We start from the raw sequence: 15,248 nt of genomic DNA, 5'->3' as shown, positions 1-15,248 counted from the left end.
ATTCTATTTCGAAGCCCTTTTTATAGCATTCTGTTGTACAAAATGCAGTTGCGATCGTTCCAGCGCCTACAGCATCCTAGCACAGCAAACAACACCCGTGCTATTTCCCGCACGGGTGTCCTTCTGCACTGAAATATAGGTTGAACTATAAAACTTCAGATAAAGGAGGGAGCGACGGAGGAGATTTTGGAACTGTAGGAGCGTTAGCGTCCGCCTTTGTTTCCGGATTTCTACCGCAACCAGCGGTCTTAATCAGCGAATCTGGAAACAACAGCGGCCGGAAGTCCAAAATCTCCGCAGTGGCGACTACTCCTTTGATCTGTGCATTTTAGCTCAAGCTATCTGAATTGTTTATTTGCTGGTCCACAGCTCCACACGGTCCTGCACGTACTTCGTATAGCCAGCTTCCATTTTCTTAACGCCGGCTTTTTCCAGATCGGCCATGTAATCATCCCAGATTTTATCGAATTCCGCCGGTTTGGCCAGAATGGCCTGCGGGATGCGTTTCCACGTAATATCCTTCATTTTATTGCCCAGAATGGAGACTTCATCCTCACCGGGAATGGAAATGTTCCAGGCTGCGCCGTAGGCTTTCTCCTTGAATTCCTCTTCTTTCGGGAACAGGTCCTTCCAGGTCGTAGCTTTGTAGGCTGCCAGCGTCTCTTTCTCAACATCGCTATAGCCCAGAACCAGCTGCTCAGGGAAGTTCTTGGTGTAGTAGTTGCCCGTAGAATCCTTGGCACCGTCACCGTAGTGAACCATCATGTTCCAGTAGAAGCCAATGCCCGTTTCCTTCGTGAAGGCGGTGTTGTCGTTGTTGATGCGGTCCTGGACTTCCTGCGGAACTACGCGTTTGCCGTTCTCCACTTTATAGTGCTTGCCTTCAACACCCCAGTTGTTCAGGATCTGACCTTCATCGGAGGCCAGGTAATCCAGGAACTTGATCGTCCGCACCGGATCGGGGTTAGTAGTGGAGATGGAGATGCCGTAGCCGCCCATGAAGCCGGTAGGCCAGAAGCTGGTTTCCTTGTATTCATCCGTCAGAGTGACCGGATAGTGTCCGTAAGTCTGATCGAATTTGCCGGCGGCTTTGAGCGCCTGCTGTGCGTCATTGTAGTCCCAGTCCTGGTCAATTAGGCCAAGCACGCGTCCAGTCGCTACTTTGGCTTTGTACTGGTCGTATTTCTGCACGAAGCTCTCCTTATCAAGCAGGCCGATATCGTTCATGTGGTTCAGCCAGCGGAAATACTCCTTCTCTTCCGGGCGGCGGAAGTGGTAGATCGCTTCATGAGTCTCCTGATCGATGTAATATTCACCGTCATCGGAGCCGCCGGTCGTAGCTACCGCAGGGTTGGTGACGGAAATGTACATATGCCAGTCATCCGCGTTGAGGGAGACGCCGATGTTTTTGTTGCCGTTCTCATCCGTAGGGTGCTTCTCCAGATAGGCTTTGATTACGTTCTCATAATCCTTCACCGTGCGGATCTCCGGATACCCGGCTTCCTTCAATACCCGGTGTTGCAGCTCGAAGCCGCCGCCCGCTACGAATTTCTTCTCATCCACTGCTGCCCAAGTTGGGATAGCGTAGATCGACTGGTCTTCATTCGTGTACTTGGCGCGGGCCAGATTATCGCCGAGTACGCGCTTAATGTTAGGGGCATGCTTATCGATCAGATCGGTCAGATCAAGGACCGCGCCGGCATCCACCAGCTTGCCGATGTCGCCTTTAGCCGAGATAATGTCGGGATAATCCCCGCCCGCTGCAATGAGGGCAATCTTCTGCTGCGGATCACCGACAGCGAATTCGGCATCGAGGGTGACGCCCGTCTTTTGCGTAATGACGGTACTGACCTCATCCTTCATATTGTTCCAGTTCGGATTGGGGTCTTCCGCGAAGAAGGATAGTGTCAGGGGACTTAGGTCCTCAGCCGCCGCCGTAGCCTCAGCTGTTGCCGTGGCATTGCCGCTGTTCGTGGCCTTGGCCCCGGTATTCTCAGCCGTATTCTTGTTGCCGTTATTATTGCCCCCGCCGCAGCCTGCCAGCACACTGAGCAGCAAGGTCAGCACCATCAGCGCCACAACCGGTTTCGCCGTCTTTCTTGTCATGAATTGAAACCCTCCCTTTGTCTGGTAGAATCATATTGTATTCACAGGCCTCAGCCTGAAGATACCGCTTAAGCCGATTAGCTTTTGACCGAACCCAGCGTCATGCCTTTGACGAAATAGCGCTGCAGGAACGGATAGACAATCAGAATGGGAACGGTGACGACAATGGTGATTGCCATTTTGACCGATTCCGGGGAGATCTGGGCCATGACCTCTGTCATATTGCGTCCGCGGAAATTATCCGCGTTGGTCGTGGTGCTCTGAATGACCTTCATCAGCTCGAACTGCAGGGTGGTCAGCGAGTCCTTCGAGCCATTATACAAATAGGTGTCAATCCACGCATTCCACTGGCCGACGGCCAGGAACAGGGCGATGGTTGCCAAGGCTGGCTTGGTCAGAGGCAGAATAACACGCCAGTAGATGGTGAAGTCATTGGCTCCGTCCAGCTTGGCAGATTCCTGAAGAGCGTACGGTAGCCCGTCGATGAAGGAGCGGATCACGAACACATTGAAGGCGCTCACCAGACCGGGTAGAACATACACGCCGAAGGTACCCATCATATGCAGATCTTTAATCAGAATGTAAAAGGGGATCAGACCTCCCGATACGTACATCGTCAGCGCCAGGAAGGTAGAGACGAACTTGCGGGCCTGGAAGTCCACCCGGCTTAAGGTGAAGGCCAGCATGGAGGCACTGACCAGTCCGAGCAGGGTCCCGATAATCGTCCGCAGCACCGAAATTTTGAACCCGGTAATCAGTCCGGAGAAGGCGAAGATCGTCTCATAATTCTTGAAGGTGAACATCCGGGGGTAGATCGTAATCCCGCCCTTGATGCTGTCCGTCGAGTCATTGAAGGAGATCGCCAGCACGTTCAGAAAAGGGTACAGCGTAGCAACAGTTACGACCGTAATCGCCAGATAAACAACCAAATCGAAGATGCGGTCCGACCAGGATGCCGCAGCCAGTTTTTTAATCATGAGCAGGGCCTCCTATATGATGCTTTCCTTGGTTATTTTTTTGAAGATGCCGTTGGCCGTAAAGAGCAGAATTACACTCACCACGGAATTGAAAATATTAATCGCCGTCCCGAAGGAGAACCGTCCCATCCCCAGCCCGTAATTCAGGGCATACAGGTCGAGAGTCTGCGAGTAGTCACGCACCAGATTGTTGCCGAGCAGGAACTGCTTCTCGAACCCGATGCTGATCAGATGGCCGATGGACATGATTAGCAGGATCACGATGGTACCCCGGATGCCCGGAAAAGTAATATGACGCACCTGCTGGAGCCGGCTGGCTCCGTCCACCCTGGCTGCTTCGTACAGCTCCGGCCCGATGCCTGAGATGGCGGCGAGATAGATAATCGTATTCCAGCCCGTCTCCTTCCAGACATCCGAGGCGGTAACAATGCCCCAGAACAGATTGCCCTTCGCCATGAACTGGATCGGCTCACTGATGATATGAAGACCCATCAGCAGGTCATTGACTGCGCCGTTGTCCGTGGAGAGCATCTTGGTAATGATCCCGGCGGCAACCACCCAGGACACAAAGTGAGGCAGATACGACACCGTCTGAACGAAGCGCTTCAGCACCTGCAGCCGTACCTCATTCAGCAGAATAGCGAAGATAATCGGAATGATAAAGCCTGCCAGCAGTCCCATAATACTCATGGCCAGCGTATTGCGCAGGGCGTTGAAGAATTGCTCATCCTGGAACAGCTCCCGGAAGTACTGGAGGCCGACCCATTTTTGCTCGAAAAAGGATTTGCCCGGCTTATACTTCTGGAAGGCCATCATCCACCCCCATAACGGAAGATAGCTGAAGACAAAGGCCCAGAGGACAAAAGGAACAGCCATCATATAGAGGTATTTCTGCTGCCGGAATTTCCCCCAGAAGCTTGCAGCAGATTTCTTCGGCTCCGGCTTCATCGTGGTGGTAATCGCTTTCATTTATGTCCCTCCTTCGATATAGCTTTATCATAATCTGCCGCCAGGACGGGAAACACCCGAAGATTTGAGTGTAAAAACAGGGGAAAATCAGTCTTTTTCGTAAGCGCTTTCTGAAAAAACATTCTCCGGCTCCTTTCTCCGGTAAGCGGAAGGGGAGATGCCTGCGATTTTTTTGAATTTCTCGCGGAAATAATCGACATCGCTGAAGCCGACACTGCTGGCAGCCTGATGGATTTTGCAGCCTTGATCCAGCAGCTCCTTGGCCTTCTCAATGCGGATCGTATCCAGATAAGTGTTGAAGGAGCAGCCCATGGTGTTCTTGAACAGCTTACCCAGATAGGCACTGCTATAGGTGAACACATCGGCCAGCGTCTCCAGCTTCAGATTCTCGTCATAGTGCCGGTGGATCAGATCGACCATCCGTTTCATCAGGACATCCATATCGTCGCGTATAATCCCGCCAGCGTATTCCTCCAGCAGACCTGAGATATAACGCTGGAGCTGGGGGAGGGAGGTATGCCTGTAGATCTGCTGAATCTGCTCCTCCATCAGGCTCTGCGCAGCGCTAAGCTCCTTATAATGAACGGAGAGCTTGCCGGACATAGTAGTAACGGCCCGGACATAGTAGGATTTCACCGCCATCTCGGATAATCCCGCAGCAGCCATAAGGTCCCCTGCTTCCTGGATCAGGTCAGAGATTACGCTGAGATTGCCGGTATCCATGGCGAAATAGAGCCGGTCCATCACAGGGGCGAGCCTGCTCTCCGTATCCTGGGGGTTCGCAGGCAGCCCCTGCTTCAGCTTGAGCGAATCCGGGCCGATCATCCCCGGCTCATCATAGAAGAAGTGATCCTTCATCCGCGCCAGCGCCGACTGATGGGAGAGCTGCAGCTCCGCCAGACTGTCCACCATATCCCCGGCGGTGATGATGCACTCCAGTCCTTCAGCGGCAGCGGCCTCACGGATCTGCCGGGCCATCCGTTTGCTTACCAGCTCCTTCTGATAAGAGGGCTGAAGCAGCACCCCGAGATAAGAATCAAGCGCGAATACGATGCCCCGGCTATTGTCCTCGAAGCTTGACGTCAGCCGGGACTTGACGCTGCTGGAAGGTCCGTTGTCCGCATGATCCTGGAGCAGCAGCCGGATCAGCACGATCTGGTAGGCATCCCAGAGCAGCCCTGCTTCCAGCGCCGACTCCATCAGCGCCGGGGCGGGATGCAGACTGCTCTCCATCAGCAGGGACTGAACCAGCATCTCCCGGCTCCAGACCTTAACAGCCTCATGATTCTTGCGGTGCGTCAGCCGCGCATTCAGTACGGTGGATAGGCCCGTAAGATACAGCTGCAATTCCTCTTCATCGACTGGCTTAAGCAGATAGTTATCGATATTGTAAGACAGTGCACGCTTGGCATAGCTGAAGTCGGCATAGCCGCTCAGGATGAGAATATGCAGCTCCTCATGATCCTCCCGCAGCTCGCCGATCAGCTCCAGCCCGTCCTTCCCGGGCATACGGATATCGACAATCATCAGGTCCGGAGAATACAGCATAGCCTTATGCCTGGCTTCAACCGCGTTGGCAGCTGTATCCACTACCCGGTAGCCCAGACTCTCCCAATCCAACAGAGTAACAAGCCCTTCGCGGATAGACAATTCATCATCAACAATTAACACACTATACATAGGAATCACTCCTTATAGGGATGGCGAAGCTGATCTGTGTGCCGTATCCGCTCTGGCTGGACAGAACCAGGCCGCATTCCGGGCCGTAGGTCAGCTTCAGCCGCAGATGGATGTTACGCATTCCGATACTGTGGGTCTCATAGTCATCGTTATTGTCCAGCATCTGCCGCAGCTCTGCGAGCCGGGCCGGCGGGATTCCGGTTCCGTTATCGGAGACCTGAACCTTAAGCAGGGCATCCTCCACCCGGATATCCACCCGGACCATTCCGCCGTCCATCCGGTCCTCCAGGCCGTGTATGACACAATTCTCCACCAGCGGCTGAATAATAAGCGGCGGAATTTTTAAGGTATTCGCTGCCGGATCAACATACAGCTCGTAGGCGAGCCGGTCATTGTAGCGGAATTTCTGGATGACCAGGTAACAGTTTACGGTCTCCAGCTCACTTTGCAGGGTAATTCTGCCCCCGCCGACCTCCAGATTCTTGCGCATCATCTTGCCCAGCAGCCGGACGACCTGTGCAATATCGGTCTGGCCGCGGGTGTGGGCCTTCATCCGGATCGACTCCAGGGCATTGAACAGGAAATGGGGGTTGATCTGGCTGGCCATCATTTTGAATTTGATCTCATTCTGCTTCAGCAGGATAGCATTCTTCTGCTGGTTGGACTCCTGCACCTCGCTCATCAGCTCGTTGACATTGCGGACCATGTGGTTGAACTGCCGGGCCAGCTGGCCGATCTCATCTTTGCCGTCGATCACGAGCCTGGCTTCCAGATTGCCGGAGGCAACCTTGGAGATATGCTTGCTGAGATGCAGCATGCGTCCGGTGAGCAGGCGGGAGAAGTAGTAGATTAGGATGATTGCAAGGAATAGGGAGGAGATAATGACGGAAGAAGCCAGGGAAATAATCCGGTTAGGCTCACTTACAATACTCTCTACGGAGAAAATAGAGATGATCCGCAGGCTGTTCAGGCTGCCCACAGGATGCCAATCGTCGATCAGCATTTTGAAGGACTGCCCGTCGATCGTGATATCCGCAGGCCCGTGCCCGGCAAGGGTGGACAGCGGCTTCAGGTTGATTTCGTGCAGCGACTTGCCGAGGGTACCTGCCCGGTTGGAGGCGACAATATGATCGTTCTCATCGACGATAAAGGTCTCGAAGGTCTCCTGCTTCAGGATGCTGCTGAGCTGATCCGAATTGACATTCACGACCAGCACACCGGTTGTGCGCTGCTTGAGGAAGTCCACCTTGCGGATCAGGCTGAGATAATACTGGCCGTTGCGGCTGTCGGGGATATAACTCCAGAACGCGAGTCCCTTCTGGGCGAGGGCGAGCTGGTACCAGGGCTCCCGGGTAACTGCGGCATCAGCCTGGAGGAATTCCCAGTTGTTAAGCACCGTCGGGTTGTCGATATACAGCCGGATGCTGGAGATTTCTTTGTACAGGCGGACGAAATCCCGGAAGTCGGGATAATCCCAATAGGCCTGCACCACATCATAGACTGATTCGTACCGGTGATTCGCAGCCTCCTCCAGCCGGCTGTCATTGGACAGGCGGTAGACGATATCCACCGGAACGTTCAGCATCTCACTGGTCCGTTTTTTCACACGGTCGACATTCGCCGTAATCTGCTTCAGCGCATTGTTCATCGCCATATTCCGCAGCTCACTGGTCAGGAACACCCCCACAATGAGCACCGGAATCAGGACGACGCTGCCGAAAGAGAGAAAGAGCTTGGTCCTGAGCTTCAGGTTGTTCATGAAGGTGATGATACGGGTATACACGAATGAAATCGCCTCCGTAAGCACAATTATAATAACGCTTACAATAGAGTATAGCGCGAAACCGTCAGCCAATATATGTCATGAAAATATTTTTTTGATAAACTTTATGGAAACGAATTCCGATAATAAAGGGATCTGCACATCAATATTGGATAAATATTGAATACTTAGATGGAATGCTGGAACTCCATTCTGAAGAAGTACGCGGGACCATCTATTGTGTTCGGTTTATCGCATACATTTGGCCTATGTACCTGCGCACCGGTACAATGTGTGCTGTTTTTCGTATACATTCGAGCCACTAGCCTGCGCGCCAGCAGATGTATGCTGTTTTCCACATACATACGGGCCACACCTGCGCACCAGAACCGAATGTATGCTGTTTTTGGCATACATTCGGCCCGAGCGCCTGTGTGCAAGCAAATGTGTGCTGTATTTGGCATACATTCGGACCACACACCTGCTCACCAGCGCAACGTATGCTGTTTTTGGCATACATTGGCCCGAATCCCTTCGCGGAAGCACATTGTATTCGGTTTTCCACATACATTTGGCCCGGTGACTTCTACTTGGATGGTAACGTAATCATAAATACAACCTTGGATCAATACCAGAAAAAGTATCTTTCAAGCGAGTTAATGAATTATCTTAGAACTCCGTATATTTGCAAGAAGTTGCAAGTCCATGATTCTATGAATTTGTGTACATAACTTACAGGTAAGTATGGTGTACGACGGGAGGGTGAAGATGGCATCAACAAAGCTAGTATTTAACGAAGATGAAGTCAGGCGCCTGCAAACGAAGATCGGCCAAGTGAGTCAGGACACCAATCGGCTATATCTTCAATTGAAGGGCCAGTCCAGCGGCTGGGGCGGGATTCCGATGGGCGATCATATGATCAAGGCCCAGGTCCTGATCAATGAATTAACCGTAGAAGCGGAGAAATTAGAGGATATTATCCGGGTCGCCCTGAGAGGCGTCTCGGATTTGCAGGAAGAGAATAAGCGGCAGGCGGACAAGCTGACGAGGCAGTTTAATCTTTTGCTCGCTGCTTTCGGCAGCTTGGGGCTGCAATCAGCCACCGGACGGGTCTCCATCCCCGAATTTGTGCAGCGAAGTGCGACGAACCTCATCACTTCGATTGCCGCTCTATCGGGAAAAGATGAACTCAGCAGGGACCCGGTGGTGCAGCAGCTCAGGAATGTCATTCAGACCTCCGGCCTCTTGACCGTAGAAAGTATCGCTGCACAAAGTAAGCTGAACGATATCTTCGCGGCGCGGACTCAGATCGCCAAGGCACAGATGGCCTTCAAAGTGTATCAGGCGTTCGGCAATCAGGCCCAGATGGAGGCTGTTCATGCGAAGGCCGAAGAGGCCCGGCAGAAGCTGGCTTCTCTAGGCGTAGCCAAGATCTACTATGAATCCGGCAAGGATCTAAGCGCCCATTATAAGCAACCAGCGGTTACCGCCTGTGAGTATGATCCGTCGATTACAGCGGACAAGGTCCCCTTACTACATAACGAAGAATATCTGCTGCTCCTGCGGCTGGCGATGGAGAAGACTGCCGCCGGAGCATATGCGCGGGGTCAGCTTGCAGCCAAGCGGCAGGAAATTCAGATCGCAGCGGCTCTTAAGCAGGTTCAGGAGCAGATCGAAGCGGAGCGGCGGTTGAACGGGCCGCCGCTTACGCTGCCGGACGGCACGCCAATTACCGCAGACAACAAGGAAAATGAGACCACCTGGGACTTTTATCAGGCGAAAGTCTATGTGCCGAATGAATATCTCACTCCGATGTATACGAGTTATGTAGAGTGGCTGAAACAGACATACGGGTTAACGAAAGGGGAGCATTGGGTTCGTCAGGCGGACGCGGTGGTGCTGGCTTTTACCGAAGGATTGGTGAAAGAGGTCGTCATGGGCGTGGCGGATACGGCAACCTTTGCCTTCAAGCTAGTGGTAGACCCGGTCAAAACCACCACAGAAATGAAGCAGCAAGCGCAATATCTCATCGAACACCCCGAAGTGCTGGTGGAAGCGGCGAAGAAGGCGTATCATCAGTTTGACGAGGGCACACCCGAAGAGAAGGCGAAAATGCTGGGCTCGGTCGCGTCAATTCTGGTCCCCGGATTCCAGGTCACCAAAGCAGGCAAAGTGGGGAAAGTGTTGGGTGAGGTAGAAGACGCCGTCAGCCAAGCGGCGAAGGATGCCCTGCAAGGGATTAAGCAAAAGCTCCCGGATCTGGGACGGGCAGTGCAAACGCCGGAAGGGTTTGTTTTCAAGATAGGAGAGATCCCCGATACGCCAGCCTTGCCGAAGACGCAGGTGCAGCAGCGGTATATGGATGGTTTGGAGGGGAAGAGTGATAGGGTTGAGGGGACGCCAAAAGCTGGACCAATAAAAGAAGTTGAAATTGTTGATCGCACTGGAAAACCGATTGGCGAATTTGACGAGATTGACTTGAAAAATGGTGTTTTCTATGAGGATAAAGCAGCGAAGGGGCTTGATGTCATCAATCCTAAAACTGGATTACCTGCTCAAACACCTCAGCAATTTACAGATAAACAAATACTGGATAAAACTAGAAAAAGAATAAATAATATTGCAGAAGCTACAGCTACACGAGCTACTAAGAATGGGACTCCAGATGTGCCTTTGTTAGATCAAATAAAAGACATCCGGAAATTCATCTTCAGATTAGATGGAGATACTCCTGAATTAAGGCAAGCTGTTGAGAATAGCTTGGAACAATTAAGAAAAGAATTTCCTGGTTACACTTTTGATGCATTGTTTGGAGGGAAAAAGTAATGTCAATTAGTGTTATGGTTTTAGATGCAAAAGATGAGTTTGAAGAGAAATTTCTTATTCCTGTTGCTGCTGAGTCTTTCTTCAATGAATGTTGGGAACCAGCAATCGAACAATTAGGATTAAAGTGGACTAAAGTATTTTCCGTTGGGATCGATTTAGTTGAAGAAGATTTTCCATTTGTTTTAGAAGAATTATCAAAAATAAAAGAATGGGCGAAGGAGAACTTACCTGACGAAAAGAAGATGAAAATTATTGAAAGAATCGAATTGATTGAGACTGAAGTGCCTATTGCTTTTAGCCATCGAGATGGAATAATAATTTTTATTGGGTAAACTTTAAAAGCTCTTTCCACTTGAACGATGAGTAGGAATGAGCTTTTTTTGCATGTTCAAGGTCTCGTAACTGAAGAAGAACTGAATACTTTTCTTTAGATTTTGAACTATATGTCTGAGTATATTTTGGCTGTACCTTCTTAAGTAATCATTCTCACTCAGTTTGTATAAGCAATACACCTAAAATCCTGCAACCCTGACTGAACTTTAAAGCCTTATGATGAGGGAAGTAATGAAATATAATGATGATATTAGGACAGTTGGAGGAGAAGAGGGCAGGAGATGGCCAGCACCAGGAGCTCGGCAGGGAAGTTGAAAAGTGGGTTTGCTGACTTCTATCAGATACGGTTGACGACATCATTAAAGAGAACCGTTCGTATTTCTTTGCAGAGCACCTATTCCAAAATTGAGATATACCCCCTATTCCGTTGGTCACTTGCACAATGCATTTCGTCCGTTCATCAATATTCTTTTCCTCCCCCCAGACCTTATAATGAGAGCGTGTTCAACAAGTTGTTAGGGGGATATTTGAAATGGAAGGATTAATCATTGGTTGGTATGGAGCGCTCGCAGGACTGGCAATTGCCATTATTCTGATCCTTAGAAAATTAAATCCGGTCTACGCTCTGTTCCTGGGTGCCATTGTAGGGGCGCTGATCGGCGGAGCCAATCTCGAACAGACCGTAAGTGTTCTTGTAAGCGGTACACAAAGTGTGATGGGCACAGTGCTGCGGGTGCTGGCCGCCGGTGTGCTCGCTGGTGTGATGATGGAGTCGGGTGCGGCTGAAGCCATAGCCCAGGCTATTGTCCGAAAGTTCGGCGGAAGCAAGGCCATTCTGGCCCTCGCGCTGGCAACTATGGTCATTACGGCAATGGGCGTATTCATCCCGGTAGCGGTGCTGATTGTGGCTCCGATTGCTTTATCCGTAGGCAACAAAATGGAGATCTCGAAGCTGGCGCTGCTGCTGGCCTTGTCGGGCGGGGGGAAGGCAGGTAACATTATTTCACCGAATCCGAATACGATTGCTGCTGCGCGCGGCTTTGATCTTGATCTCAGCAATGTTATGCTCGCAGGCGTAATCCCGGCAATCTGCGGATTAATTGTAACCGTTATCTTAGCCACCCTGCTGAAGAAAAAAGGCGTCATGGTTACCACGGCAGAAGCTGCGAACGGTGCGGACAACGCGAATACGGCCGCTTACCCGCCGCTTAGCAGAGCTATTGTGGCTCCGCTCGTGGCCATCGTCCTGCTCATGATTAACCCGATCGGCTCCATCTCCGGGATCGAAGCGTTGACCAAGCTTAAGGTGGATGCGCTATACATTCTGCCGCTGGCGGGGATTATCGGGATGCTGGCGATGGGGCAAGGCAACAAGGTACTGCAATATACATCCTCCGGCCTTAGCAAAATGACTGCAACCGTCCTGATCCTGATCGGAGCAGGCGGTATCGCCGGTCTGATCTCCGCTTCCGATCTGTCCGCCCAGGTGGTGCATCTGATTGAGCTGTCCGGGATTTCCGGGACGTTCCTGGCACCGATCTCCGGGATACTGATGGCTGCGGCTACCGCCTCAACATCCACGGGTGTTATTGTCGCTACCGGCTCCTTCGGACAGGCCATTCTGAATATGGGCACGGCTCCGCTGGCTGCAGCTGTAATGGTTCATACCGGAGCTACGGTGATCGACTCGCTGCCGCAGGGCACTTACTTCCATGTTACGGCGGACAGTATGAAAATGTCGATCAAGCAACGTATGGGGCTCATCCCGTATGAGGCCATAGTTGGCGGCACGATGACGATTGTGGCTACGCTGGTTTACGGATTTTTACTCTAAGATCAATATTATAGATGAGGTGTGGAAATGAGAGAGAGAACCTTTGTACTGGCGCCGGATTCCTTCAAGGAGAGCATGACCGCGAAAGAAGTATGTACAGCGATGGAGGCCGGACTCCGCAAAATATACCCTGAAGCAACCTACATCCATGTTCCGATGGCGGACGGCGGGGAGGGGACCGTACAATCCCTTGTCGACGCATCCGGCGGAGAGATTCATTATCTGGAAGTTGCAGGACCGCTGGGACAGCCGGTGACGGCACAATTCGGCATTCTCGGCGACGGCCAGACGGCGGCAATCGAGATGGCTTCGGCCAGCGGCATTCAGCTAGTGGACAAGGCGGAGCGGAATCCGCTGATCACCACCACCTACGGCACGGGCGAGCTGATTCTGGAATGTCTGAACCGTGGTATCCGCAAAATCATCATCGGCATCGGCGGCAGCGCCACCAATGACGGTGGTGCCGGAATGGCCGAAGCGCTTGGCGCCCGATTCCTGGATGAAGCGGGGGACTTACTTCCGCGCGGCGGCGGCAGCCTGGGACGGCTGGCGAGTGTAGATGTTAGCGGGCTAGATGCGAGACTGCAGCAGGTTCAGCTCATTGTTGCCTGTGATGTGACTAATCCGCTCTGCGGGGAGCAGGGGGCTTCAGCCGTATTCGGTCCGCAAAAAGGGGCCACGCCCGACATGGTGCAGCAGCTTGACGCCAATCTGGCCCATTATGCGGCGGTGGTGAAGCAGCAGCTTCACAAGGATGTCCGCGACCTTCCCGGAGCCGGTGCAGCGGGGGGATTGGGCGCGGGTCTGATGATCTTTACGCAGGCCACGCTGCAGAAGGGAATCGAGATCGTGATTGAATACACAGGGCTTCAGCAGAAGCTGGAGCAGGCGGACTTCGTCTTCACCGGAGAAGGCGGGATTGACTTCCAGACCAAATTCGGCAAAACGCCGTACGGCGTAGCCCGCACCGCCAAAGCCAGCGGCAAAAAAGTCATCGCCCTGGCCGGTTATATCGGCGAGGGAATCGAGACGCTCTACGCCGAAGGGATCGACGCCGTCTTCGGCATCGTTCCCGGCGCTTCGAGCCTGGAGAAGCTGCTGGCTGACGGCCCCGCCAATGTCGAGCGGACCTGCGAGAATATCGCCAGGCTGCTGAAGCTTAGCGGGCAGTAAGATTAGTTAAGTGAATGGAGCAGCGGAACCTAGTGAATAGCAGAGGTAAGTGAATATTGGAATGTAGCTAATAGTTGCGTTGCATAGAATTGCCCCAGTGGATATGATCCTCCGGGGCAATTGCTTTTATTGACGGGGTACCGCAACCTTACTCCCATGTAAGAAGTGGAAAAAGGGCATTTAATTCTCGCTAATCCGTACATTGGGGTATTTTAGATGGAAAAAGTACATTTGTTCACCCGGAAACCTGCGTTCGGTGGGGGGCTGGGCTGAACTAAATGCCTTTTTTCCAATAAACTCCCCAGCTTGTCATTTAGCCGGAAATTAGATGTACTTAATCCACCTATGATCGTGTTGAAATTTTAGCTTATAGAAGAAGCACTTAAGAAATTAACAAAAAGCAAAAAGAAGCGGAGGGGAAATTTGCAACTGGAGGAGCGTTAGCGACCGCCTTTGTGTTTGGATTTCTACCGCCAGGCTTTGAGTTCTAATAGCAAGTGCTTCTTTTATAGTATCTACTTATACAACGCCAGCAGCTCATGCGTAAGCTCGAAGAGCTGCAGCAAGTTCCTCGGGTCCTTGCCGGTGATGCTCTCGATCCGCTTCAGGCGGTATTGCAGTGTATTGCGGTGGATGTTCAGCTGCTCAGCCGTCTGCGAGACGCTGCAATTGTGATTGATGAAGCTGCGGAGCGTCTCCAGCAGATCGGCGGTATCCTCCAGCTTGATCACCGTGCCGGGCTTGTCTGACAGCTTCGCCTGACTGAGCTTCACCAGGAATTCCGCATCCTCGTAGCGGATCGATTGCGCAGCAGGGCGGAGCGCCAGAAGAACGCCGAGAGCAGCTTTGGCTTGGCGGTAGCCCTCCGCGATGCTGGTCTCCAGCCGGCTTGAGGCCAGCAGGAGCTGCGGCTGATTATGCATCAGCTCCCCGATCAGTCGGCTGCAGTCCGGCCGGTTCTGGACTAGGATTACCCATGTATCCCCGTCGAGCTGGAAGGACGGGTGAAGGAACAGAAGCTTCGCCTCATCCAGCTCCGGCTGCACATGCTTGAGATAGAGCACGGTGGTCTTCAGCAGAAGATCGATCTGATAGGCTGCGGCTTCTTTTCGCAGTTTCTGGGAGTACGCTCCCTGATGGTCAAGAAGCATCTCCAGCAGAGCCTTCTTGCGACTGGCTTCGCTGGCCAGATGCTCCAGCGTATTTCTTTGTTCAATGAGCAGCGATACCGTGGTTCTCACGATATTGCAGAAGGGCCGGACCTCTTCCGGGCTGCCGGAGATTCCGATTACACCTACGCGGGTGTTGCCGATGACAATCGGTTCGTTGGTGCCCTTTTTCTCATATCGCCCGTCCTCCATGACTTCGACCCTCTGCCCGGTGGACAGCGCCTCGACAGCCCCCTGATGAACGGTGCCGACCCTTGCCTTATGTCCGCTGCCGATGATGATCCCCTCATGATTCATGATGTTGATGTTATAAGGGATGTCCATCATCATCTTGTCTACAATCTCCTGCGCCTGCTTCTCCGATAGCTGAAACAACCGGAACGCCCTCCTCGTCTTGAGCGGGTAACCGCCAATATTGC

Annotated in this window: 10 protein-coding genes; 4 read left to right on the top strand and 6 right to left on the bottom strand. The window is 52.4% G+C overall.

The window, feature by feature from the left end; all coding sequences use genetic code 11:
- Positions 1–351: 351 nt before the first annotated feature.
- The 5 genes from NST26_RS22305 to NST26_RS22285 form a co-directional block, all read right to left on the bottom strand.
- Positions 352–2,106, bottom strand: a complete 1,755-nt coding sequence (locus NST26_RS22305) for an ABC transporter substrate-binding protein (RefSeq protein WP_340979792.1) — start codon at positions 2,104–2,106, stop codon at positions 352–354.
- Between the two features lie 77 nt (positions 2,107–2,183).
- The gene (locus NST26_RS22300; RefSeq protein ID WP_340979791.1) at positions 2,184–3,083 is read right to left on the bottom strand and encodes a carbohydrate ABC transporter permease; all 900 of its coding nucleotides are present in this window, start codon (positions 3,081–3,083) and stop codon (positions 2,184–2,186) included.
- A gap of 12 nt (positions 3,084–3,095) precedes the next feature.
- Entirely contained in the window at positions 3,096–4,052 is a 957-nt protein-coding gene (locus NST26_RS22295) for an ABC transporter permease (RefSeq protein ID WP_036731659.1), read from the bottom strand.
- An 87-nt stretch (positions 4,053–4,139) separates the two neighbouring features.
- Positions 4,140–5,732, bottom strand: coding sequence for a response regulator transcription factor (locus NST26_RS22290; protein WP_339249729.1), 1,593 nt, complete (start codon positions 5,730–5,732; stop codon positions 4,140–4,142).
- Positions 5,725–7,515, bottom strand: coding sequence for a sensor histidine kinase (locus tag NST26_RS22285; RefSeq protein ID WP_081751385.1), 1,791 nt, complete (start codon positions 7,513–7,515; stop codon positions 5,725–5,727). Before NST26_RS22285 ends, NST26_RS22290 begins: the two co-directional genes overlap by 8 nt.
- Before the next feature lie 747 nt (positions 7,516–8,262).
- Between NST26_RS22285 and NST26_RS22280 the strand changes: the two genes are divergently transcribed.
- The 4 genes from NST26_RS22280 (at position 8,263) to NST26_RS22265 (ending at position 13,660) form a co-directional block, all read left to right on the top strand.
- On the top strand, positions 8,263–10,320 hold the full coding sequence (locus NST26_RS22280) for a hypothetical protein (RefSeq protein WP_340951291.1): 2,058 nt from the start codon (positions 8,263–8,265) through the stop codon (positions 10,318–10,320).
- Entirely contained in the window at positions 10,320–10,652 is a 333-nt protein-coding gene (locus tag NST26_RS22275; protein ID WP_340951293.1) for a hypothetical protein, read from the top strand. Before NST26_RS22280 ends, NST26_RS22275 begins: the two co-directional genes overlap by 1 nt.
- Positions 10,653–11,185: 533 nt before the next feature.
- Positions 11,186–12,487, top strand: coding sequence for a GntP family permease (locus tag NST26_RS22270; RefSeq protein WP_036731666.1), 1,302 nt, complete (start codon positions 11,186–11,188; stop codon positions 12,485–12,487).
- Between the two features lie 27 nt (positions 12,488–12,514).
- The gene (locus NST26_RS22265; protein WP_339310598.1) at positions 12,515–13,660 is read left to right on the top strand and encodes a glycerate kinase; all 1,146 of its coding nucleotides are present in this window, start codon (positions 12,515–12,517) and stop codon (positions 13,658–13,660) included.
- Positions 13,661–14,175: 515 nt separating this feature from the next.
- Here the strand turns inward: NST26_RS22265 and NST26_RS22260 are convergent.
- Positions 14,176–15,204 carry a CdaR family transcriptional regulator gene (locus NST26_RS22260; RefSeq protein ID WP_339310595.1) on the bottom strand — a complete coding sequence of 343 codons (1,029 nt, stop codon included), beginning with the start codon at positions 15,202–15,204 and terminating at the stop codon, positions 14,176–14,178.
- Positions 15,205–15,248 lie beyond the last annotated feature (44 nt).

This window comes from Paenibacillus sp. FSL R7-0128, from assembly GCF_038002245.1.
Taxonomy (GTDB): Bacteria; Bacillota; Bacilli; order Paenibacillales; family Paenibacillaceae; genus Paenibacillus_AQ; species Paenibacillus_AQ silagei.
The sequence above is the reverse complement of the archived record's forward strand: the minus strand, read 5'-3'. Positions and strand labels throughout refer to the sequence as shown.